The sequence below is a fragment of the Patescibacteria group bacterium genome, assembly GCA_041650995.1.
Lineage (GTDB): Bacteria > Patescibacteriota > Patescibacteriia > XYB2-FULL-38-15 > XYB2-FULL-38-15 > JAHIRI01.
Map to the genome: position 1 here is coordinate 74,711 of JBAZJZ010000003.1, position 22,892 is coordinate 97,602.

At 46.8% G+C, this 22,892-nt stretch carries 18 protein-coding genes and 1 tRNA gene; 13 read left to right on the forward strand and 6 right to left on the reverse strand.

What is annotated here, in order from left to right:
- Positions 1-49 precede the first annotated feature (49 nt).
- The 13 genes from nusA to WC445_04355 all read left to right on the forward strand — a co-directional run bounded on the left by nusA (position 50) and on the right by WC445_04355 (position 14,367).
- Positions 50-1,297 (forward strand): transcription termination factor NusA, encoded by a 1,248-nt coding sequence (gene nusA / locus WC445_04295; GenBank protein ID MFA5129145.1) that lies wholly within the window; start codon positions 50-52, stop codon positions 1,295-1,297.
- Positions 1,298-1,340: 43 nt separating this feature from the next.
- Positions 1,341-2,081 (forward strand): YidC/Oxa1 family membrane protein insertase, encoded by a 741-nt coding sequence (locus WC445_04300; protein MFA5129146.1) that lies wholly within the window; start codon positions 1,341-1,343, stop codon positions 2,079-2,081.
- Between the two features lie 19 nt (positions 2,082-2,100).
- On the forward strand, positions 2,101-2,445 hold the full coding sequence (locus tag WC445_04305) for a hypothetical protein (GenBank protein ID MFA5129147.1): 345 nt from the start codon (positions 2,101-2,103) through the stop codon (positions 2,443-2,445).
- Between the two features lies 1 nt (position 2,446).
- Positions 2,447-3,337, forward strand: coding sequence for a hypothetical protein (locus WC445_04310; protein MFA5129148.1), 891 nt, complete (start codon positions 2,447-2,449; stop codon positions 3,335-3,337).
- Positions 3,334-4,677 carry an O-antigen ligase family protein gene (locus tag WC445_04315; protein ID MFA5129149.1) on the forward strand — a complete coding sequence of 448 codons (1,344 nt, stop codon included), beginning with the start codon at positions 3,334-3,336 and terminating at the stop codon, positions 4,675-4,677. Before WC445_04310 ends, WC445_04315 begins: the two co-directional genes overlap by 4 nt.
- Before the next feature lie 82 nt (positions 4,678-4,759).
- A complete protein-coding gene (locus WC445_04320; protein ID MFA5129150.1) occupies positions 4,760-5,047 on the forward strand; it encodes a co-chaperone GroES in 288 nt (95 codons plus the stop codon).
- 24 nt (positions 5,048-5,071) lie between these two features.
- Positions 5,072-6,694, forward strand: coding sequence for a chaperonin GroEL (groL, locus tag WC445_04325; protein MFA5129151.1), 1,623 nt, complete (start codon positions 5,072-5,074; stop codon positions 6,692-6,694).
- A gap of 100 nt (positions 6,695-6,794) precedes the next feature.
- The gene (gene pyk / locus WC445_04330) at positions 6,795-8,228 is read left to right on the forward strand and encodes a pyruvate kinase (GenBank protein ID MFA5129152.1); all 1,434 of its coding nucleotides are present in this window, start codon (positions 6,795-6,797) and stop codon (positions 8,226-8,228) included.
- Positions 8,229-8,231: 3 nt separating this feature from the next.
- Positions 8,232-10,616, forward strand: coding sequence for a phosphoenolpyruvate synthase (ppsA, locus tag WC445_04335; GenBank protein MFA5129153.1), 2,385 nt, complete (start codon positions 8,232-8,234; stop codon positions 10,614-10,616).
- Positions 10,617-10,759: 143 nt separating this feature from the next.
- On the forward strand, positions 10,760-10,984 hold the full coding sequence (locus WC445_04340) for a hypothetical protein (protein ID MFA5129154.1): 225 nt from the start codon (positions 10,760-10,762) through the stop codon (positions 10,982-10,984).
- Between the two features lie 357 nt (positions 10,985-11,341).
- Positions 11,342-11,420: transfer RNA gene (locus WC445_04345), tRNA-Asp, on the forward strand.
- Between the two features lie 15 nt (positions 11,421-11,435).
- Positions 11,436-13,916 (forward strand): hypothetical protein, encoded by a 2,481-nt coding sequence (locus WC445_04350; protein MFA5129155.1) that lies wholly within the window; start codon positions 11,436-11,438, stop codon positions 13,914-13,916.
- Positions 13,917-13,998: 82 nt separating this feature from the next.
- Entirely contained in the window at positions 13,999-14,367 is a 369-nt protein-coding gene (locus tag WC445_04355; protein MFA5129156.1) for a hypothetical protein, read from the forward strand.
- 108 nt (positions 14,368-14,475) lie between these two features.
- Here the strand turns inward: WC445_04355 and WC445_04360 are convergent, their stop codons facing one another.
- The 6 genes from WC445_04360 to WC445_04385 all read right to left on the reverse strand — a co-directional run bounded on the left by WC445_04360 (position 14,476) and on the right by WC445_04385 (position 22,860).
- Positions 14,476-15,567, reverse strand: a complete 1,092-nt coding sequence (locus WC445_04360; GenBank protein MFA5129157.1) for a hypothetical protein — start codon at positions 15,565-15,567, stop codon at positions 14,476-14,478.
- A gap of 325 nt (positions 15,568-15,892) precedes the next feature.
- Positions 15,893-16,825: a hypothetical protein gene (locus WC445_04365; GenBank protein ID MFA5129158.1), complete on the reverse strand. Its 933-nt coding sequence runs from the start codon at positions 16,823-16,825 to the stop codon at positions 15,893-15,895.
- Between the two features lie 169 nt (positions 16,826-16,994).
- Positions 16,995-18,809: a serine/threonine-protein kinase gene (locus WC445_04370; protein ID MFA5129159.1), complete on the reverse strand. Its 1,815-nt coding sequence runs from the start codon at positions 18,807-18,809 to the stop codon at positions 16,995-16,997.
- A gap of 532 nt (positions 18,810-19,341) precedes the next feature.
- Complete coding sequence (locus tag WC445_04375; protein ID MFA5129160.1) at positions 19,342-20,529, reverse strand: hypothetical protein; 1,188 nt, start codon at positions 20,527-20,529, stop codon at positions 19,342-19,344.
- A 76-nt stretch (positions 20,530-20,605) separates the two neighbouring features.
- Positions 20,606-21,451 carry a hypothetical protein gene (locus WC445_04380; protein MFA5129161.1) on the reverse strand — a complete coding sequence of 282 codons (846 nt, stop codon included), beginning with the start codon at positions 21,449-21,451 and terminating at the stop codon, positions 20,606-20,608.
- A 671-nt stretch (positions 21,452-22,122) separates the two neighbouring features.
- On the reverse strand, positions 22,123-22,860 hold the full coding sequence (locus tag WC445_04385) for a Wzz/FepE/Etk N-terminal domain-containing protein (GenBank protein ID MFA5129162.1): 738 nt from the start codon (positions 22,858-22,860) through the stop codon (positions 22,123-22,125).
- Positions 22,861-22,892: the final 32 nt, after the last annotated feature.

The window sequence follows — 22,892 nt, forward strand, 5'->3', positions numbered from 1 at the left end:
TTCCTTCCGGACTAGTTTATTTAATAAGTAAAAGTAAATATTAGAAATTATGGCTTCACCCATTTATCAGGCGATCAAGCAAATTTGCGAAGAAAAAAATATTAAACCAGAATCAGTTATCGAAACTATCGAGGCGGCGCTCGCAGCGGCATACCGCAAAGATTTTGGTACTAAAAATCAAAATATTAAAGTTGAATTTAATTCAGAAAGCGGAGATTTTCGGGTTTTTGATATAAAAACTGTGGCGACCGATGAGCTCGCCGCCAAATATGAAGAAGAGAAAAAAGAAAGAGAAGAAAGAATTAAGGAGGGGCTGCCAGAAGAGAAAAAAGAAAGAGAAGAAAAGCCAGAGGAAACTGAAGGCGAAGAAGAATTGAAATTTAATCCAAAATTAAATTTAAGTCTTGCTGAAGCGCGGGCGTTGAAAGCCGATGCGAAATTAGATGAAGTTATTAAAACCGAACTTGAGGTACCGGGAGCGTTTGGCCGTATGGCTGCTCAGACCGCGAAACAGGTAATTATCCAAAAATTAAGAGAAGCCGAGAGGGATACTTTATATAATGAATTTAAAGGTAAAGAGGGGGAGATTTTGCAGGGAGTCATTCAAAGAACCGAAGGCAAGATGGTATTGGTTGATCTTGGCCACGTGACCGCCCTTTTACCTCCTGATGAACAAATCGAAAAAGAAAAATATGCGCCAGGTTCGCGTATGAAATTTTATTTGAGGGAGGTAACCATGACGACAAAAGGACCGCAACTTATTGTTTCCCGCGCGCATCCGGAAATTCTCAATAAACTTTTTACTTTTGAAATTCCAGAAATCGCGAATGGCGTGGTAAAAATTAGAGCGATCGCAAGAGAGGCTGGCTCCAGATCTAAAGTCGCGGTTTCAACCGAGGATGAAAATATTGATCCGATTGGCTCATGCATCGGACAGAGAGGCACGCGTATTCAGACAATCATAAACGAATTAAACGGCGAAAAAATAGATGTTATCCAGTGGAGCGATGATATAAAAGATCTTATCGCGAATGCCCTTTCTCCGGCTAAAATTTCCAACATTGAAATTAAGGAGGAAGAAAAATCCGCTTTCGTCGAGGTCAAGGCGGACCAGCTTTCTTTGGCGATTGGCCGCGGTGGACAAAATGTTCGTTTAGCCGCCAAGTTAACTGGTTGGAAAATCAACATCGGAGGCGGAGAAGCGGCAACTGAAGAAGGGAGAGAAGAAAAAGCGGAGACGGGAGAAGATTTGCCAAAAGAAAGTTCAGAAGAAAAAAAAGAGGAAGAATCAAAATAATAAATTTAAACTTCGCTTATAATTATTTAATATTTTAAATTTTGTGATTGCACTTTTTAACACAATTTTTTATCAGCCGCTTTTTAATTTATTAGTTTGGTTTTATAATGTTATTCCTGGACATGATATTGGCATAGCGATCGTGCTTCTGACAATTTTGATAAAATTAATTCTTTATCCGTTTTCCCTGCAGGCGATTCGCGCTCAAAAAGCGCTTGCCGAACTTCAGCCAAAGATGGAGGAATTAAAAGTCAAATACAAAGGTCAAAAGGAAGAGATGTCAAAGGCGATGATGGCTCTTTATAAGGAACATAAGGTTAATCCACTGTCGTCTTGTTTCCCAGTTTTAATTCAGTTGCCGTTTTTAATCGCCGTATACCAAGTTTTTATTCACGGTTTGAGCTCACAGGGATTAGAAAACCTTTATTCTTTCGTGGCTAATCCAGGTCATATCAATGCTGTTTCTTTCGGATTTCTTGATCTTTCAAAATCAAATATAGTTTTGGCAATCCTCGCTGGCGCGGCGCAGTTCTGGCAGGCAAAAATGATGCCGAGGGCCAAACCGAGTCCAAAAGTTCCGGGATCAAAAGATGAGAGTATGACAGCGATGATGAATAAACAGATGTTGTATTTTATGCCAGCCATTACTGTTTTTATCGGGGCGACCTTGCCTGGCGGTCTTACTTTTTATTGGTTTCTTACTACGCTTTTGACTGCTCTTCAACAATATTTTTATTTTAAAAAAGATAAGAAGTCTGATAATAAGCAACAAATAATGCCATAATTTTGGTGATAAGTTATTTATGACCATAAGTCATAAAAATTTAATTGGTTTGCCGGTACAAACAAAAAGCGGTTTGCTTTTGGGAAAGATTGGAAGTTTTGAAATTGAAAGTGATACCCAAACCGTTTTGCGTTATATTGTTAAAAGTAGAAATTTGATCAGCAAATTATTATCTGAAAAGGTTAGCGAAATAATAATCAGCCGAAACCAGGTAATATTTTTAGATGAGGAAAAAATGATTGTTGACGACGCTTCGGTTAAAGAATTCGGCGGCGTTAATGTGCTCCAAAGAGCGGAGAAAAATGCGCCGGCGCTCGGAAGCCGTTTAAGCATTTCAAAAATTAATGGAGAATGTTCAAAATAATTTGGAAAAATCCATTTTGGCTACCATTGCCTATTTTGATATTTTTGATTATCCACTAACGATTACAGAAATTTGGAAGTGGCTGTATTTAGAAAAAGCAGAAGAAAACTCACCGACCATTGGAGAAATTTGGAAAATTTTGGAAAATAGTCAATTATTAAAATCCTTGGTTCAAAACAGCCGGGGATTTTATTTTTTAAAGAATCGTGAAGGATTATTGACAACTCGCGAAGAGAGATATGTTTTAGCTTTTAAAAAATTAAAGAGGGCCAAGCGAATCGCGGGAGTTTTAAAATTTATTCCTGGAATAAAAATGATTGCGATTTGCAATAGCCTTGCTTGGACAAACGCTCGGGAAGAAAGTGACATAGATTTTTTTATTGTTACGGATAAAAGTAAAATATGGACAGCTCGTTTTTGGGCAGCCGGATTTTTACAGATTTTCGGCATGCGCCCGAGTAAAAAAAATAATAAAGATAAAATTTGTTTAAGTTTTTTTGTTAGTGAAGATTCCTTGAATTTAGAATCATTAGCTCTGGGGATTCCGGACATTTATTTAGTCTATTGGATCGCGCAGATCGCTCCACTTTTTGATTGCGGAGGAATTTATAATAGATTTTGGCGAGTAAACGACTGGATTAAAAAATTTTTACCGAATGTTTTTTCAAGAGAAGGAACGGATAAAGTTAGTGAAAATCGGCCGACCAAAATCGGACTGGGAGAAAATTTTTTCCGCTGGCTGCAAATTAAAATGTTGCCGGAAAATTTAAAAGAAATGGCTAATCGCGACAGCCGGGTTGTAATTACTGATAAAATTTTGAAATTTCACGCCAACGACCGACGCGAAGAATATAAAAAAATGTGGGAAGAAAAAATAGCTGAATTATTATGAAAATTTTGGAAAAAATTATAGAATATGGATTATATCTCTTTGTTTTTCTCTTGCCTTGGCAGACGAGGTTAATTATCCGCGAAGGAAGCTTAAATGGCTACTGGGAATATGGAACAATAAGTATTTATGCCACGGAAATTTTATTGTGGACAATATTTATGCTGGCGGCGGTTTGGTGGGTAATAAGAAAGTTTAGAGTTAAAAGTGAAAAGTTAAAAGTTCCAGTTGAAGATTTAAATTTAGAGGCAAACACTAAATACAAAATACTGAATACAAAATATTTTATTTTAAGTATTTTTGTCGTTTGGTCACTAATTTCTTTTCTTTGGTCCGATTCAAAAATTTTATCACTTTATGTTTGGCATTGGCTCGCGGAAGTAGCCGGATTATTTTTAATTTTGCGAACCGTTAAATTAGACGTCGCAAAATTGATGTGGGCGTTTGTGTTTTCCGCCGTGCTCCAGGCCGGACTTGGTCTCTGGCAATTTTTATCGCAATCAACATTTTCTTTCAAATGGCTCGGAATGGCTTTCCATAATCCGGCCGTACCCGGAACAGTCGTCGTGGAAACAGCGGTTCGCCGTTGGCTTCGCGCTTATGGCGCGCTTCCGCATCCAAACATGCTGGCGGGATTTTTGGCCGCGGCGATGTTTTTTTCTTTCAGACTTTATCAGAAGATTGGTTACGGCGTTAAAAAAATTTTTATACCCGTTATTTTTTCGATTTTATCTCTCGGACTTTTTGCCACATTTTCTAAAAGTGTAATTTTAAGTTTTTCCGTAGTTTTAATTTTATCGTGGTTATTGTTTTTTATTTTTAAGCAGTCTAGGGAATTTAAAATTGATTTATTAAAATTTACTTTGATTTTCTTAATAATCGCCGTGATTTTTTTCGCGATTTTTTGGGAACCGGTGGAAACGAGAATTCTCGGTACGGAAAGATTGGAAATAAAATCAACCACGGAAAGATTAAGTTATTTTGGTGAAGCGTGGCAATTAATAAAAAGTCATCCGGTTTTTGGCGTAGGTCTTGGCAACTATACCTTGGCCGTGCATAATGAGATTAACCCGAATTTACAATCTTGGGACTACCAACCGGTTCATAATATTTATTTGCTTGGATTGGCAGAGCTTGGGATTATCGGGTTTATTTTATGGTTGGTTTTGATCTTTTTCGTTATAAAAAAATTACCAATTACCAATTACCAATTACCAATTATTTTTTTAATAATTGGTTTTTTTGACCATTACCTTTGGACACTTTATTTCGGAGTAATGCTATTTTGGTTGGCTTTGGGGTCAATACAAAAGGATCTTGACAACCCGCTTGACAGATCATAAGATATAACATAAAATACTATGATAAAACAGACAATTAAGTCTGATTTTTATCTCTAAAATTAATATTAAATTAAAGGAAAATATGAACATCAAACCATTGGGTGATCGGGTAATTATTAGACCAATTGCCGAAGACATTACCACAAAATCAGGCATTGTTTTGCCGGAAACCGTGGAAAAGGAAAAGGCCGAAAAGGGTGAAGTTTTGGCTGTGGGTCCAGGTCGCGTGCTTGATAATGGATCTCTTGCGCCAATGTCTATTAAGGTCGGCGACAAAGTGATGTTTAAAAAATATAGTCCTGATGAAATAAAAATTGAGGGCGAAGAACTTTTGATTATTTCTGAGTCGGATATTTTAGCGATTATTTAAAAATAAAATTAAATTTAAAATATTATGGCAAAACAAATATTATTTAGTGAAAAAGCGCGGCAGGCCCTGAAGCGAGGCGTGGATAAATTGGCCGATGCCGTAAAGGTGACTCTTGGTCCGCGTGGGAAAAACGTCGTTTTGGATAAAGGTTTTGGCACGCCGCAAATTGTAAATGACGGCGTGACGATCGCCAAAGAAATTGAACTGGAAGACAAGTTTGAAAATATCGGCGCGGAACTTGTGAAAGAAGTTGCTTCAAAAACTAATGATGTAGCCGGAGACGGGACTACGACCGCCACGGTTTTGGCGCAAGCCATTGTCGCCGAAGGTTTAAAAAATGTTGCCGCCGGATCCAATCCGATTTTAATTAAATCAGGCATCGAAAAGGGCGTAAAAGCAATTGTGGAAGAATTGCAAAGAATGAGGCAGGACATCTCCACCAAAGAAGAGCGGCAGCAAGTCGCCTCAATTTCCGCGAACGATCCAGAGATCGGCCGGGTAATTGCCGAAGCCATGGAAGAAGTCGGACCAGAGGGCGTAATCACCGTAGAAGAATCGCAAACTTTCGGCATGCAAAAAGAAATTGTGGAAGGAATGCAGTTTGACCGCGGTCTCCTTTCTTCTTATATGATTACGAATGCTGAAAGAATGGAAGCGGTTTATGAGGATCCTTACATTTTAATTACTGACAAAAAAATTTCCGCCCTAAACGATATTTTGCCCTTGCTCGAAAAGTTGGCGCAGAGCGGCAGAAAAGAATTAGTAATAATTGCCGAAGAAGTTGATGGTGAAGCCCTAGCGACACTTGTTGTTAATAAACTTCGCGGAACTTTCAGCACGCTGGCCATTAAAGCTCCGGGATTCGGAGATCGCCGAAAAGAAATGTTGGAGGACATTGCTGCTTTGACTGGCGGGAAAGTTATTACCGAAGATTTGGGTTTGAAAATCGAAAATACGGAAATTACTGATCTTGGCCAGGCAAGACGCGTGGTCGCTACAAAAGAAAACACAACTATTATTGAAGGCAAGGGAGACGAAGAGAAAATAAAAGCCCGTGTCGGACAGATTAAAAAAGAAATTGAAACGATCGAATCGGAATTTGATAAAGAAAAATTACAGGAAAGATTGGCGAAATTGTCCGGCGGCGTGGCGGTTTTGAAAGTTGGCGCCGCGACAGAGACGGAAATTAAAGAAAAGAAATTACGGATTGAAGACGCGCTTGCGGCGACCAAGGCCGCGGTGGCCGAAGGAATTGTGGTGGGCGGCGGCGTAGCCTTGTTGCGTGCTTCCAAAACGTTGGATGGTGTCAAAGTGGAAGGTGAAGAAGAAATTGGTGTTGATATTTTACGTCGAGCTCTTCTTGAGCCGGTTCGCCAGATCGCCAATAACGCCGGCAAAAATGGAGATGTGGTGGTTGAAGAAGTAAAACGTCAACCGGGAAATTACGGATATAATGTCGTGACTGATAAATACGAAGATTTAATTGAGGCAGGCATCATTGATCCGACCAAAGTGACGCGTACCGCGCTCCAAAACGCGGCTTCCATCGCAGCCATGCTTTTAACGACTGAAGCGGTTGTGACCGATTTGCCGACAAAAAAAGAAGAGCATAATCACGGCGGCATGGGTGGGGGCATGGAATATTAAAAAGTAACTTTTATAAAAAGCCGGGGTTTAAATCCCGGCTTTTTTGTATGTCAAATTTATGTTATAATTATCTTGTTGTTTAATTTTTTCTTCATTTTTTATGTTGAAACGCACAAAGATCGTTTGTACCATTGGTCCGGTCTCGGAGAAGCCGGCTATCTTAAAAAAGATGATAAAGGCCGGCATGAATGTTGCCAGACTTAATTTTTCCCATGGCACGCATGCTTGGCATGGTAAAGTTATAAAAATTATCAGAAAAATTTCCAAAGAATCAGGCCAGCCGGTGGGCATTATCGCCGACCTGCAGGGACCGCGCATTAGGGTTGGAGAACTTCCGACGGCGGGAGTGAAACTTAATCCCAAAGAGAAAATTACCTTGACGACCAATTTAAAAAATGCAAAAAATAAAATTCCAGTAACTTACGCAAATTTACATAAAGATTTATCTTCGGGCAACAGAATTCTTCTGGACGAGGGTTTGCTTGAATTGAAAGTTTTAAAAATTTTAGGTCGTGATATTTTTTGCGAGGTTGTGGTTGGCGGAATTTTGACTTCGCACAAAGGCATTAATTTACCGGATTCGTCAGTCAGTCTTCCTCCACTTACGGAAAAAGATAAAGACGATCTTTTATTCGCAGTTAAAGAAGGTGTTGATTGGGTCGCCCTTTCTTTTGTTTCTCGTGCTTCGGAAATTTATGATTTACGTTACTTAACTCGTTCTCTGGAAAAAAAATTAAAATTGCCCAAGAACGCTCCAATTAAAATTATCGCTAAAATAGAGAAACATGAAGCTGTCAAAAATTTAGATGAGATTTTGGAGGCGGTGGACGGAATTATGATTGCTCGAGGTGATTTGGGTATTGAAACCCCAGCCGAAGATGTTCCGCTTTGGCAGAAAAAAATTATTGATAAATGTTTGGCCGTGGCCAAGCCCGTGATCGTTGCCACGCAGATGCTCGATTCCATGATTAGGAAACCTCGGCCGACAAGAGCCGAGGTTTCAGACGTTGCTAACGCCGTGATTGATCACACCGACGCAGTAATGCTTTCCGGAGAAACAGCAAGCGGCCTTTATCCGCTTCTCGCGGTGGAAACAATGGCAAAAATAGTAAGTGAAACGGAAAAATCAATCTATGATGATTTGGTGATGGCGGGAATAGTGAAAAAGATAAAAAATATTGATGATGCCGTGAGCCAGGTGGCTAAAATTTTGTCAAAAACGGTGGAGGCTAAAGCGATTTTAGCAGCATCTCTTTCTGGTTACGCAGGCCGTATCGTTGCCCGTTATCGGCCGGAACTGCCCATTCTTGTCACAACCGACAATCTTCGGGTTCAAAGGCAGTTAACGTTGTCTTGGGGCGTTATCCCTTTTGTCCTTCCGTCTTGTCGTTCGGTTGAGGAATTAGTTGATCGTTCTATCGGCTATATTAAAAAAAATAAATTTGTGGCTCGGGGAGAAAAAATTATCATCATCGCCGGAGAGCCAGTCGGCCGTTCGGGAAATATTAATTTGATCGAAATCAAAGAATTATAGTTTATGAATAAAAATAAAAAATTAATTCTCTGGTTTAACGAGATAAATATTAAAGATATCGGATTGGTCGGAGGAAAGAATGCGTCGCTCGGCGAGATGTACCAAAATTTAGAATCAAAAAAGATTGCCATCCCAAATGGTTTTGCCATAACTGCCTATGCTTTTAGGCAGTTTTTGGAATTTAATAATTTAGAAAAGAAAATTGAGGATTTGCTTTCTACTGCCGATTCGGGAAGTATTAAAAATCTTCTCGCTGCCGGACATCAAATCAGAAATTTGATTATTAAGGGAAAACTTCCCCGTGTTCTTGTTTCCGAAATTAGTCACGCGTATAAAAAATTAACCGGGCGGGGCGGCTCGGGAGTGGCAGTTCGTTCTTCGGCTACGGCAGAGGATTTGCCTGTGGCTTCATTTGCCGGCCAGTTGGAAAGTTTTTTAAATATAAATGGAAAAAATCTTCCAGAGGTTGTTAAAAAATGTTTTGCCTCCCTTTATACGGACCGCGCCATAGCCTATTCTGTTAGCCATAAATTTAATCACGCGGAAATATCAATTTCTGTTGGAGTTCAAAGAATGGTTCGTTCGGATTTGGCTTCCGCGGGGGTAATTTTTACTTTGGACACAGAAACTGGATTTAGAGACGCGATTTTGGTGAGTGCCGGCCTTGGGCTTGGAGAAAATGTTGTAAAAGGAAGAATTATTCCCGATCAGTATTATATTTTTAAACCGACCCTGCGGAAAGGTTTTCTGCCGTTAATCGGTAAAAATTTAGGAGCGAAAGAATTAAAATTAATTTATGGGAAAGCCGGCGCGTCCACGATTAATTTGAAAACTAGCGCCCGGGAAAGAGAAAAATTTGCGCTTACCGATAATGAGGTTTTGGAGTTAGCCCGCTGGGCGGAAATTATTGAACATCATTATAAAAAACCAATGGATATAGAGTGGGCTAAAGATGGAATAGAAAATAAATTATATATTGTCCAGGCGCGTCCGGAAACTGTCCACGCGGAAAAAAACGGTAAAATTTTAGAAGAATATAATTTAGAAAGAAAAAGTGAAGTGCTTTTGACTGGCACGGCGATTGGCACAAAAATCGGTAAGGGTTGGGTTAAAATTTTAGGAAGTATCAAAGAGATTGATAAATTTAAGGATGGCGAAGTGCTCGTTACCCAAATGACCGATCCGGATTGGGTGCCGATTATGAAAAAGGCAAGCGCTATTATTACCGAATCCGGTGGTCGGACATGCCACGCCGCGATTGTTTCCCGCGAACTCGGCGTTCCTTGCGTGGTGGGCGCCGTCCGGGCGTGCGAGATTTTGAAAAATGGCCAGGGAGCCACGGTCAGTTGCGCCGAGGGAGAAGAAGGAAAGATTTATCAAGGTCTTTTACCGGTAAAGATTAAAAAAATTGATTTAGAAAAAATTAAGCGGCCAAAAACAAAGATTATGATGAATGTTGGCGAACCTGAAAGGGCATTTGATTTTTCTTTTATCCCAAACGACGGAGTTGGTTTGGCTCGCGAAGAATTTATTATTTCCAATTATATCAAGATACATCCGCTTGCGCTGTTAAAAGTTAAAAATTTAAAATTAAAAGATCAAAGAATAATTGAGAGATTAACTTACGGATATAAAAATAAAACAAAATTTTTCGTTGATAAATTGGCCGAGGGCGTCGGCCGTATCGCCGCGGCGTTTTATCCGAAGCCGGTCATTGTTCGTTTTTCCGATTTTAAATCTAATGAATACGCCGGTCTTGTTGGCGGCGCGGAATTTGAGCCGAAGGAATCCAACCCCATGATGGGTTGGCGCGGCGCTACGCGTTATTTTGATAAAAATTATAAAAAAGCTTTTGCCCTGGAATGCGAGGCAATCAAAAAAGTTCGTAAGATTTTTGGATTAGATAATATTATTGTAATGGTTCCTTTTTGTCGAACCGTTTCTGGCGGGAAAAGAGTTGTTTCTCTCATTAAGGAATCTGGTTTGGGAAAATCTCCAAAATTAAAGCCATTAAAAATTTATATGATGGTAGAAATACCCTCTAATGTTATTTTAGCCGATCAATTTGCTAAAGTTTTTGATGGATTTAGCATAGGCTCAAATGATTTAACGCAATTAATTTTGGGTGTTGATCGCGATTCGGAATTGGTTAGTCATCTTTTTGATGAAAGAAATGAGGCAGTAAAAAGGGCAATCCGGCAAGTAATTCAAGTAGCGCACAAAAGTAAGGTTAAAATTGGCATTTGCGGTCAAGCGCCGTCGGATTTTCCAGACTTTGCTGAGTTTTTGGTAAAAAATAAAATTGATAGTATTTCCCTAAATCCCGACTCAGTTTTAAAAACAACTTTAAGAATTTTAGAAACAGAGAAAAAATTAAAACATAAATAGGAAAGACTTGACAGTAACCGAAGATTACGGTAAGATGAAAATCGGTTGCTGTTTTTGTTTTGGCTCATACTGAGGGATGGGTCAAGCGGCCAAGAAGCCGTGAGAAAGGAGAGAAGGGAAGGAATGGTGAATTCGCAATTGGGATGGAAAGTGGTCGTGCGAGATTCTGCAGGGGATATCCTGAAGGTGCACCGTCGCCTTTCGAAGGAGAAGGCGGAAGAGAAGAGGAGGCGCGCTCTGAAGCGTGGCTGCAAGGTCGAGATGACGGAAGAGCACCACGGCCGTTTCCGGCGGAGCGAGTCGTACGTCAACCGCCATCCCAAGGCGAGGCGGGCGGCCTAGCCAGAAAGCGGGACAAGAACAACTAAAACCAAGACCCCGTTGCAAAAAGGGTGAATAACTCAATTGCCGGGGTCACTTTTATATCCAAAAGACATTGACAGATAAAATTTTTATTGGTAAAGTTATATAAATCAAGAGTATTTTATTTTTGATTTTTTATATAAAGATGGGTCCGTGGTGTAGTCCGGTCTAACACGCCCCGCAGTACTGCGGGGAGATCGAGGGTATGAAATATTTTGTTTAGGTGTTACAAAATAAAGAGGGAAGATATTATGTGGGCTTTACGAATGATAGATAGTTCAATTATTGCCAAAAGACGTGAAAGTGAAATAAAAAAGAAAAAGAGAAAAACGTATATAGATTGGTTAATAAATAAAAATCTTGGGTCCGTGGTGTAGTCCGGTCTAACACGTCTCCCTGTCACGGAGAAGATCGAGGGTTCAAATCCCTTCGGACCCGCCATTAAATTAAAAAGATATGGCTAAATCTCGCAAAAAGTCCGCCGCCGAATCATTTGAATTTGGAAATTTAGGTGATCTTGAGGCGAAGAGGCGAGCGGCCAGACGAGAAAGAAAAAATCTAGAAAAATCACCTAAAGAGGCGAAAGACTGGAGAGAAGAGTTGGCAGAGGTGGGCGGCAAAGAATTGGTGGAAAAAAGAAGAAGGGGAAAAGCCCGGGAAGCGGCGATATATTCTAATTTACGAACCAAGTATGACCAGGGAATTCTAAGTAAGGAAGCCCTGGTTGATTTTTTAGAAAGATTTCCTTCGCCGGAAGAATACGAAGCCCATGAAAGACTCGCTGAAGCTATCCGGGAGGGAGAGGTGAAGGCAGACATTGCAGATTTGAAAAGAGATCCGGCGGAAACATCCCGTACGAGAACCATAACCCAAAGAATAAGAGCGCCGAAAGAAGGAAGATGGGTTGATGAGAAAAAAAATGTGGAGGTAATACGAAGGTCGGGGATCGTTGTCCCGACCGGTACAAAAGCAGAGCAAACGACAGAAGAATGGTATAGAAAAATTTTAAGAGAATACGCCCTTGGAGAATTATCCGATGAAGATGTCCAGTATTTTCTTTCTTCATTTTCATTAAAAGAAAAAGAAGCTTATCAAAAACTTTTAGACGAAATCAAAGAGAAGGAAACCCGAGATCGTGGACAAAAAGATAAATTAAGCAGAGAAGAAATTGAAGAGATGTTAATGAGGGGTCTTGGTTTTCGCGAAGAGCTGATTAAGAATATTCCAACCGAAGAAGGAAAAACGTTTTTTGATGAAATGTTGGACGACCAGATCGAAATTTTTAAGGGAGTGTTGCTAGACACGGTAAGCCGCGCCGATTTTGAGAGAAAAGTGCAAGAGTTGGGCGGGGACCGATCCAAGGCTGAACAGGAGACAATCACAGAGGCGGCAAAGAAGTTTTTGGCGATGCGGGAATTATTTACTCACGGAGTAACTGGTTATGACAGAGAAAAAGGACAGGTTGTTTTGCAGAGATATTCCGATTTGGATGGCAAATGTGCCATTGCCCTTTTAGGCAAAGCTGGATTGGACATAAAAAATGTTGGCTATCTTACTGCTGGCGAAAAGAAACAAGGTCAGATAACAATTGACTCGGGAAATGCTGATGGATTAGTTGTGGATTCGGCAGAAACCGTTGATCCAAAAACCGGCGAAAGAAAAGTTGAAGTAACAACGGTTTTGGACCACCACGGCCCATATTCTGACCGCGGAACTTCGGCTACAAAAAGTGTTTACAAAGTTTTAACAGAGTTGGGCTTGTTGAAATTTGAAAATGAAAAAGAGCAAAAAAATTACGAGAAAGTGGTAGAATGGATAACGCATTCGGACAACTTCAGCTTCCCGGAGATGGAAAAATATTTCCAAACTTCCGACAGAAGAATGATAGGATTTTTAAAATCTCGCTTTGTGACCTTTGATACGCTTTTGCGTTTTTCCGAATCCGGGAAGGATGTCGCAGATATTTTAGATGAAAAAGATTTGAGAAGATTTGGTTTGATTTATCAAAAGAAAAAAGGAGAGGTTGTTGACCATACAGCCGGGAGGCGGGAAATAATAAAAAGAACAATGGAATCTGTCCGCGAGCTGGCAGCCAAGGGTTGGTTAGTTTTAACTAAAGACGGCAAAAGATTTATTGTAGATACGCAAAATAAAATTGGCGGTGAGGGCCAGTGGGCCGCGGCGAGCATTGGTTGTGACGGAGTAATTCGCTATACGCCGGAAACTCATAATTTTTTCGTGGCCCTAAATAAAGGAACTTTTGATAAAGAAACCTTTTCCGGCCTACCTCAAGGAAGGTTGGTTCGCGGAAGTGTCTTTATAAAATTATCTGGAGGAGAAAAATTGACAGTAACTTTGGGAGACTTATTGGCCAAAATAGCGCCGGATTTTAAGCCCGGACCAAAAGCAGAGTTAAAAAGATTTTTAGAAACAGAGTCCCGACGGATTCGGGCAATCGTCAGCCAGTCTCCGGAAGGATGGTGGTGGACAAACGCTCCGGACGGGAAGAAAGTGATTGTGAAAAACGTGCCGAAAAATTTTAAATCTGGCGGGGAACTTTATATTAATTTAAAGGAGTCGACGGAAAGCGATCGGAAAAATTATGGAATGAGGGATTTTTACGTGGGATTTTTTGAGGGAGACGAGATTATTCTACCTAAAAAGCCCGCGGAGAAAAGAGAAGTTAAAACTCCCGCGCCAGTTGTGGAAAGACCGAAAATACCCGAGAGTGAGAGGCGAAGAGAAGCGGAACGAATAATCAAACAAACTTTAGCTGATGAAAGGAGAAGGCTTTTTGCCGAATTTCTAGATCTTCTGGAGAAGAGCCCGATTTATAAAACAAGGAGTAGGAGAGAGAAAGAAGAAATGGCGCGTAAACAAATTGGAGTAAAAATAGAGGTTGTTGAAAGAGAGTTAAGAAAAAAATACGGACTATAATTTTTATTGACAAGCGAGCGAGTGAAATGAAAATTATATTTTCATTTCCGAGCGAGCGCAGTCAACAAGGGGGAACCCCCTTATGGCCGATCAAATTCTACAAACCGCGCAGATGGTCATTAAGGACCCGAGCGTAAAAATTTTTATAGATCAGATTTCGGGCCGCTTAATAAAGGCCGTGGAAGAACGTCTATCTGCGGCTGGGATCAAGCCAGTTGAGGGAGCGACTGCCGCATCGCCCTCAGTTTCGGTTTTAACCGATGAGCAGAAAGCAAAATTGGAATTTGCTAAATATCGGTTGGTTCGTGCAGAGAAAAATTTGAAAGAATATAATGGTCTTTTAAGCAGATTTTTAGGATTTTTAAAAGGTGGAAATAGGGTTGCAGTAGAAGAGGAATTTGAAAAGGCAAAAAATGATTATGAAAAAGTAAGAAAAGAGTTGGGAGTATAAATTTTCTAAAATAAAAAAAGTAAAACGGGCAAGTAGCCCGTTTTAGTATTAAAAAAAGAGGGCGAGCGGGAAAAAGATTTTCATCTTTCCCCGCTCGCCCTTGCGCGTCTAGCGACGCGCACGTTCGAGCTGATCGATCCGACGATCGATGTCGCGGAACTTGTCTGCGACTTCATCCAGCCGAAGCCGGACGAGGCCGCGACCCTCGACCACTGTGACGCCGGGCCTTCTCGGCTGCGGCGCCGTTGCCGCGGGTGCGGCGGGCGGCGGTTCGGTCGCTGCCGGCGCCTCCGCTTCGGGGGTCAGTGCGACGACGGGCGTCACGGCCGAGAGGAACTCCTCGTCGGCCTTGAGAGCCGTCACGATCTCCGCCGCGACTTCCGTCGCCGTGGGCGAAGCGCCCATTGCGCCTTCGGGGCCCTGCGGACCCTGAGGTCCGATCGGTCCCTGGATGCCCGCCGGGCCCTGTCCGCCGTCGCTTCCGCAGAAGGCATGTCCCAGGATGATGATGAGGGCCGTGAGGGAAAGGAGGACGTTCAGGATCCACGCCGCCTTCGGCGCGGGCCTGCCGGCGTCACCCTTGTCTCCCTTGGGTCCCGCCGGCCCCTGCGGACCGACCCCGCCATCGGCGCCCGCCGAACCTTTGGGACCCGGATCGCCCTTCTGGCCGTCCTTGCCGGGATCTCCCTTCGGCCCCTTGGCCGCCGCCGTGAAGGTCGGATTGGCCGTGAGCGCCGAGATGATCGACGGCAGTTCGGGCGACTTGCCGTCCTTGCCGGGCCTGCCAGTGACCTTCGCGATGAAGCTGTTGTCGCTCGAAAGCTTCGTGGCCACGTCGGCCGCGAGCTTCTCGGGGTCGACTCCCGCCTTCCGGCCACCCTTGGGGGGCGCCTTCTCGGCGAGCTGGACTCGGAGCTCACCCTCGGTAAGCTCTTCCACCTTCTCGTCGTTGAGGACCAGCGCCATGGTGGCGCTGACCTCGTCCGCGAACCAAATCTTGGCGTAGGGATTCTTTTTCCCATCGATCCGCAGCGCCACGTTCTCGATCTTGTCTTCGCCGCCGACGAGCGGGGCGAAGATGGCCTTGATCATCGCTTCGATCTCAGCCTTCTTGGCCTCATCTTCGTGCGCGGCCACGAATTCCGACTTCAGGCCCCAGACTCCGACGGCCCTGGGATCCAGATTGCTCGTCTCGCCCATTTCGTTCCCTTCCTTTCCAAACTCGTTCAACCCGGGACCCATCCCGAGTTGCTTGGACCTATGTTTTGGGTCCTTGAGTAGTTTGATTTGAAAACCAAGAGGTTGAGGAGGAGGCAACCCAGGCATCAAACCAAACTACTCCAAGACCCAGTTTTACTTTATTTGAAATGATTTTTCATCAATTTCAGAACAATTAAATATACCATATTTTTAAAGTTTTGTCAAGGGTATTTGACAGATAAAAAAAGGGCCGACGTCCGAGACGGAATGTCTCAAAGATCGTCGGCCCAGTCCTCGGGCGGGGGAGAACTCGAGAACTTTCGAACTACTGAACTACTTGGATGTCGCGGGTCGCCTCCACGATCCCGACGGTGACTCCGGCCACTCCGGCCAGTGCGCCGATGATGATCCCGGCGCACGCCCAGCCGTTCTCTTCGCACCAATTGCCTTCCTCGTCCTCTTCGGGCGGAGGAGTCGTCGGTGCGAGCGGATTGGGCGCGGATCCTCCGGCGACCTCTGCGATCGCTTCCGCGGTTCCCGGAAGGGGGGAGGCGGGCGGAACAACGGTTCCCAAGGCATCGCGCAACTGCTGTTCGCGCAGAGCCAGAAGAACGCGTAGCTCTTCGAGCGCCTCTCGGGCCGCAGCGAGCTGATTTTCCAGATCGGCGATCTGGTCGGCCTGGTCGTCGCCTTGGGCGTGTGCCGCGTCCAGTTCGCCCTGGATCCTTCCCAACTCGCTTTCGAGTTGGGGGATGCGGTTGCGCAACCTGTCGATCTCTTCGCGAGTCGCGGCTTCGCCTCGGCACTCGCCGTCCATGAGCTGCGTGCCGAGCGGGCACCGACATCCGCCGCGGCAGCTGAAGCTGCCGCCGGAATCCCGGCATTCCTGCATCTGCCGCTCGTACCTGCGCGTGCTGGGCACGCAGCAGGATTCGTCCGAACCGAACCAGTGGTTCGGCTCGGCACAGAGACACTGGTTCCCGTCCCAGGTTCCCCGCCTGGAACGGCAGTCGGCGGCGAGCATCTCGTCCACTGACGAGAAACCCATCCGCTCGGCGAGTGCCGCGAGAAGAGCCGTGCTGTCGGCCCCGGCTGTGGCGATGTCTTCGAGGCACTGCCGGAGGTCGGTCCGGCACCGTTCGAGGGACATCTGATCGATGTATCCCTCGGCGGCGGGCTGGTTCGTCGAAGAGTATTGGGCCAGCGCGTTGCCAGCCGAGAAGAGCACCATCATCGCCACCACGATTACGAGTTTCATGGTTTTCTCCTTTGAAAAGAGAGGCCCCTTGCCTCCCCTGGCTCACTATTTTGAGCACCCTTTATCTAACCATATAATAAAATTTTTGTCAAGTTGAGATAGCATGATAAAAAAAGAGGGCAAACACTAGCGTGATTTTTGATCACGTTTTGTGTTTACCCTCGAAGCCTCACCGGAGGCCGCGGAGCTTGCCCTCCACCAGAGCGCGCCTTGAGAGCGCGCTTGGTGGAAGAAGTTCAAGTGTCCGCGTGAAAGCGTTCCTTGCCCGATCGGTTTGTCCCCGCTCGAGACAGAGAACGTCGCCCAGCGCTTCCCAGGCGTCTGGTCCTTCGGGCCAGAGGCGAGTTGCCTCCTCGAGCTTCCGGACAGCTACGCGCCGGTTTCTGGCGCGCTTTGCCGTTTCGATTAGCTCAAAGTAGCCGGACGGGGGAGTCGGCGGTTCGGGAGCAGCGGTTTCTGCTTCTCCGTTTGCCGTGACATCTTCACCCGCGTCTTCCTCTGGCGCCTGGACCACGTCGGTCGGGGTAGGAGGAGCGGGAAGAGGAAGGGGAATCTGGATAACCACGACGTCAGGCTGGTCGCCCCTCGGAGAAGGAATCTCTTCTTCGAGGACGATTTCTGCCTCGGCGCTGGCTTGGGCTTTGGCACCAGTGGTCGGCGCGCTCCCGTCGCCCGACAGCAGCGCTGCGAGAACGAGGAGGCTGACGAGGACGAGGGCAGTGATGCCGGTTGCGATCACCGCTACCCGACGCGAGGGCGCGAGAACCCAGACCTCGGCCTGCTTCAGGTAGACCACGGCTTTGTCGAAAGCTTCGCGAGCCTGCCCTGCTGCCGAACGCCGCGTCTCCAGATCGACCGAGGAGATGGTGGGAGCCAGTGCGAGCCCTGCTGCCGGCCGCTCGCGGCTAAGCAAGCGAGTCGGAGTTTTGGAAAGGTCGGGAAAGGGCTCGGAATGCTCCGCGGTCGGCTGCTCGTCTTCGAGCACTGTCGGAGTCGGGGTACGCGGGGGAGTGATCGCGGCCATGCCGTTCACCGGCGATGGCCTTTTGCTGTCGCGGTAGAACAGCGAGTCTTCCGGAATCGCGGCTTCCAGCGCCTCACTGAATTCCACAGCATCTTGGAAGCGGTCCTCCGGATTTTTCGCGAGTGCCCGGAGAATCACCATCTCCAACTCTGGGGAGATTCCCGGGTTGATCATGCACGGCGCGTCCGGACATTCGTTCAGGTGCGCCGTCATGATCTCCGCGCCGGTCGGCTTGTTGAAGGGCAACCGACCAGTGGCCGCTTCGTAGAGCATGACGCCCACGGCGTAGATGTCGGTTCGCTGGTCGACGTCGACCTCGCCGCGGCATTGCTCTGGGGACATGTAGAACGGCGTCCCCAAAACTGTTCCGGCCAGGGTAAGACCGGGCCGCGTTCCGGGTGGTCCACCGCGGAATTTGGCAATGCCGAAGTCGATCAGCTTCACCACGTCTGTGTTGCGCTTGCCGCCGCCGAGCCGGAGAACGAAGACGTTTTCCGGCTTTAGGTCGCGGTGGATGATGCCGCGTTCGTGTACTGCATCCAGGGCGTCCAGGATCTGCGTGAAGATTCTGAGGATTTTCTGGGGGTGCAGCCGTCGTCCCGGAGAGTCGTCCAAGACGGTCTTCAGGATGGGGCCGTCGAGGAACTCCATGACGAGGTAAACCACGCCCGCTTCATTTTCCGCGGAAAAGTCGTGGATCGTCGCGATATTCGTGTGGGCGCTCCTTTTCAGGGTGTCCACTTCCTCCACGAACCGCTTGACGATCGACGGGTTCCCTTGGAGGGATGGGTTCAGCACCTTGATCGCGATGGGGGCTCCGAGTCTTAGGTCCCAGCCGCGATAGACGACTCCCATTCCGCCCTCGCCCAGGACATCGAGGACCTGCCATCGGTCGGCGAGTTTCGTGCCGGTCATTACGTTGTGAACGCCGGTTACTCGTCCGTGTCCTTCGGTTGCCATCTTCGTTTCCCTCCTTGGATGGCGGTTGTTTTACGGATAAACTAGAACTATATGAAACCTCGCCTTGCGGCAAGGGTTGTTTAAGGAACCAACATTATAGATTATAACAAAAGATCCGGTTTGTCAAGGTTCTATAACAAACTGCTCTGGTTTTAGGCCAGTTAATATTAAAACGAGATTAAATTAAAAATATTACTTAAATTTTTAAAGTAGAAAATCTATACTTATTTTGTAAATAGTTCTATAGCGAAAACAGGGTGTTTTATTAGGGAGAGTCAAAATTTTATTCCCTGAGCTAAGTCGAAGGGATAGAACTTTGACTATGCCTGGGCATGCCTTCGACAGGCTCAGGCAATAATTATTTTTCTACAGATAAAAAAAGAAGGCCAGCGATCCGGTGAAGGAAAGCTGGCCTTAGTCGAAGCAGTTCGTCGCCGCCCTAGGCGACAAACTGGAAGTGGTTGGACTTACCCGCCGCTATTCCGACCGAAGTCAGAACAAGGGATCGGACAGGCAAGTTGTTGGTAGGGCGCTACAGCGAGTAGTAGTAGTTGCCCCCGCCGTAGCCGCCGGTCGTCGCGCCGACGGGAACTCCGTTGCGTTTCAGACCGACGCTGCGAACGCTACCGTCCACGGTCACGGTGACCGCATAGGCGCCGGTTTCGCAGGGCGTTCCGGAGCACTGCTCCACGGCGTCGCGGTTCGACCCGAGGAAATGCACGTTGAACTCGCAGTAGGCGTCCGGTCCGGTGGCGCAGTCGGAGGGATCGAGCCAGTCGTCGTAGACGACCGTGTCGCTCGAGACCGCCGCACCGCACCCCCAGAAGAGATCTTCGTCGCCGTCGTCGACGAATTCGCCGCAGGCGGTGAGGGGTCCCGAGAAGCCGCCGCTCACTCGCCGCCAGGTGATGATCACGTGGCGGGTCGTGGTGCCGCAGGTGCCGCAGTCTCCGGCGCAGCTCGAGCAGGTCTCGCTTCCGTTGCAGATCCCGTCGCCGCAGATCGGCGAGCAGGAACCACAGTCGGCCGGGCAGGACGAGCAGGACTCGGTCCCGTTGCAGGTTCCGTCGCCGCAGATCGGCGAGCAGGAACCACAGTCGGCCGGGCAGGACGAGCAGGACTCGGTCCCGTTGCAGGTTCCGTCGCCGCAGTACGGTACCGGGGGGGTCGTTCCACAACGGCAACGATCGCCGTCGCAGAACCCGTCGATGCGCAAGAGGTCGTAGCACGTCCTCGCGCAGTCGGCCGGCACGCAGCCGGTGGTCGTTCCCCCGTCGCTTGCCGGAATGCACACGCACATGTCGCCAGCGCAAAGGCCGGTCAGCGTGTGGTCGTCCGACCAGCAGTCGAAACTGCAGTCGGCCGGCACGCAGCTGCTCGCGTCCGCGTCCGCATCGGCGTCCGCGTCCGCATCCGCTGCCGGAGTGACCGGGCAGCCGCGGTTTTCGGCCGGACCGCGCTCGGTGCAGCAGGCATCGCAGGCGTCGCCGATCGTGTCGCCGTCCGTATCCAGTTGGTCGGGATTCGGGGAGTGGATGCAGTTGTCGTACATCCAGGGGACGGAGTCCCCGTCCTGGTCCCCGTCGCACACCTCATCGTCGTTCGAATCCTCGCACGTGTGCAGGGGATCCGGGATCGGAATCTCCTGACCGCAGGAGGCCAGCATCACGGTCACGAACAGGCACGCGGTCACGATCATGGTCACGTTCTTCATCTTCATCCCTCCCTGCCCTCTCGGGGCAGAAGTTTCTGTGGGGCCGACGGGCTTCCGCCACATCGGCCCCGGGTTGACACGTTCAGTCCTGGGTCACAGACCACTCGGTGCCAAACCAGACACCGAGGAAGATGGCGGCACCGGCTGCCACGGTCGGCAGAACGATGCACGCCAGTACTCCGCCGAAACTGCCGGTGCACCAGTTCTCGTCGTCCTCGACGGTGAAATCGAGGGCGTCGAGGTGCTGGTGCAGTCGGACGAATTCGGGACGGTATGGGTCGAGTGCGGCGACGAGAGTCGTCGCCCGATCGGCGAGCGCTTCGTTGCGGCACTCATTCGCCTGCTCGCGCAGGTTTTCCGCTTCGGCGCGCAGAGCGCGGATCTCTTCCTCGGTGAGGACGAGAGCCGCTCCGTCGTCGATCTTCTGCTCGATGAAGGCGATGCTGTTCAGGATCTGTCGTAGCTCTTCCGTGGAGCATTGATCGCAGTCCGGGCAGGCCGGCGCGGAGCCGGGCTGAACCGGAGGCGTCGCCGTGGTCGGAGTGGTCGGAGTGGTCGTCGGAGGCGTCGCCGTGGTCGGAGTCGTCGGAGTGGTCGTGGTGCGATGGTAGTCGCAGCGACAGTCGCTTTCGTTCCAGCGCCATACGTCGCTCCGCTGTTCGCAGAGCGTCCTGGCGGTGGTACATACTTCGCTGCGCGCCACGCACCGGAGCCCGATCCCTCGGTCGCTTGCGACCGAACAGTCGAGGAGCGGCGAGCCTCGGCGGTACATGACGTTGAAGCCACCGTCGTTGCTGGGCTCGGTGCAGACCTGGATTTCTCCGGGCCCGCAAACGAGCGCCCGCGCCTCGCCATCGGAGAGCTGCTGCGCCTCGGCGACTGCCGGGACGCAGAACAGCACGAACACGAACATCGTGAAATTCTTCATTTCCCGTTCCTCCCTCGTTGTCCCGCAGGAATGCGGGACGGTTGTACTGTCCAAACTTGTAACCACCGGAGCAACCACGCCCCGGGGTTTTTGCTATATATCTCAACAGGCCTAAGCCTGAGAAAGAGGATTTTATCCCTCTATTTCATCAGGCGCGCATCAATCCCGCAATACGGCGGGAGAGCTAAAGCCCGTTGTTTTCAATTGTCAATGATCTATCCTTCGCAGGAAACCGCAGTTTAAGAGAAGTGGACTAATGTCAGAAAGTATTCCGTCATTTCAACTTTTTAATAACTTTTACTCTGTAAACTGTGGTTTATCGCGGAGTATTTTGGGGTAAAATTCCGGAGTCGTTTGGCCTGGTGATGATAAAGAACGAGGGTAGATTTGGCTTCTCAATATAAGCCAATCACCACTAAATTTTCCAAGCCAAACAGCTTCGGAATTCTATCTGAAAGGCCTTATTCTAGCGGAAAAAATACAATTTGCCTTTACTTTAAAATGAACTATTTAATTGTCAGACATTTAACTATACCATAAAATAAAAAATCTGTCAAGTGTCTTTGACAGACGAATTAAATAACAAATTAAATTTTAAAAACGAGAGTGAAAAATAAAACTAGAAGTTGAAATAAAGGTTGGCTGTAATATTATTATTTTTTATTTTTAATTTAGTGCTTATTATAATGATTATGCATGCTGATGATTTCCCGTTCTTCACTAATTTTTCTTTCTTCTTTTTCTTCCGGACGAAAATGCATTTTTGATTCAGCTATTTTAATCGGTTTCGGAGGGGCTTCTTCCCGCATGGCTGGATGGTAGGTAAGAATAGTAAAAGTAACGCCGGCAATAAGGCCCAGGAGCAACCCCATAAAAACATTAAGTAAAATATTTGGCTTGACCGGATATTTGGAAAGAAGTGGCGAGGAAACCATTGTGATTTGAAGTCCGGGTATGCCAAAATAATTGCGTCCTTCTTTGGATAAAACGTCGGCGATTGTGGAGGCGAGCATTGAAGACTGAGCTTTATCTTTGTGGTAGACAGTAATATCAAGCATGCCTGTTCCGTAGAGAACCTCGGCATCAATCATTTTTTCCCATTGCTTTCTTTTCTTATTTTCGTCCGTGCTCCAGATATTTTGGATACTGGAATTGCTTTGGATTACTTTATCAAAAAAAGAAGTGGTGTAAATAACTTGAGCAATATTTTCGCCGATTGCTTCGGCTGATTTTAAGGCACTGTAGGCATCCAAGCCGCTACCAGAAGGGATTACGAGAATTCTTGTTTTGGCGCTGTATTGAAAAGGTTGAACGAGGCTGAAAATTAGAGAAAGAGCCAGAGCTCCTCCCGTAATGAAAAAAATTGTGCGCCATTCGCGTTTTAAAATTCTTACGTAATTTGTGGACATAAAATTAGAAATTATAAAGTAGAAAAAGAATA

Excerpts from the sequence above, each read along its gene's own strand:
- nusA (MFA5129145.1), top strand. The coding sequence starts at position 50 with ATGGCTTCACCCATTTATCAGGCGATCAAGCAAATTTGCGAAGAAAAA.
- WC445_04305 (MFA5129147.1), top strand. The coding sequence starts at position 2,101 with ATGACCATAAGTCATAAAAATTTAATTGGTTTGCCGGTACAAACAAAA.
- WC445_04315 (MFA5129149.1), top strand. The coding sequence starts at position 3,334 with ATGAAAATTTTGGAAAAAATTATAGAATATGGATTATATCTCTTTGTT.
- WC445_04320 (MFA5129150.1), top strand. The coding sequence starts at position 4,760 with ATGAACATCAAACCATTGGGTGATCGGGTAATTATTAGACCAATTGCC.
- groL (MFA5129151.1), top strand. The coding sequence starts at position 5,072 with ATGGCAAAACAAATATTATTTAGTGAAAAAGCGCGGCAGGCCCTGAAG.
- pyk (MFA5129152.1), top strand. The coding sequence starts at position 6,795 with ATGTTGAAACGCACAAAGATCGTTTGTACCATTGGTCCGGTCTCGGAG.
- ppsA (MFA5129153.1), top strand. The coding sequence starts at position 8,232 with ATGAATAAAAATAAAAAATTAATTCTCTGGTTTAACGAGATAAATATT.
- WC445_04340 (MFA5129154.1), top strand. The coding sequence starts at position 10,760 with ATGGAAAGTGGTCGTGCGAGATTCTGCAGGGGATATCCTGAAGGTGCA.
- WC445_04350 (MFA5129155.1), top strand. The coding sequence starts at position 11,436 with ATGGCTAAATCTCGCAAAAAGTCCGCCGCCGAATCATTTGAATTTGGA.
- WC445_04355 (MFA5129156.1), top strand. The coding sequence starts at position 13,999 with ATGGCCGATCAAATTCTACAAACCGCGCAGATGGTCATTAAGGACCCG.
- WC445_04360 (MFA5129157.1), bottom strand. The coding sequence starts at position 15,567 with ATGGGCGAGACGAGCAATCTGGATCCCAGGGCCGTCGGAGTCTGGGGC.
- WC445_04365 (MFA5129158.1), bottom strand. The coding sequence starts at position 16,825 with ATGAAACTCGTAATCGTGGTGGCGATGATGGTGCTCTTCTCGGCTGGC.
- WC445_04370 (MFA5129159.1), bottom strand. The coding sequence starts at position 18,809 with ATGGCAACCGAAGGACACGGACGAGTAACCGGCGTTCACAACGTAATG.
- WC445_04375 (MFA5129160.1), bottom strand. The coding sequence starts at position 20,529 with ATGAAGATGAAGAACGTGACCATGATCGTGACCGCGTGCCTGTTCGTG.
- WC445_04380 (MFA5129161.1), bottom strand. The coding sequence starts at position 21,451 with ATGAAGAATTTCACGATGTTCGTGTTCGTGCTGTTCTGCGTCCCGGCA.
- WC445_04385 (MFA5129162.1), bottom strand. The coding sequence starts at position 22,860 with ATGTCCACAAATTACGTAAGAATTTTAAAACGCGAATGGCGCACAATT.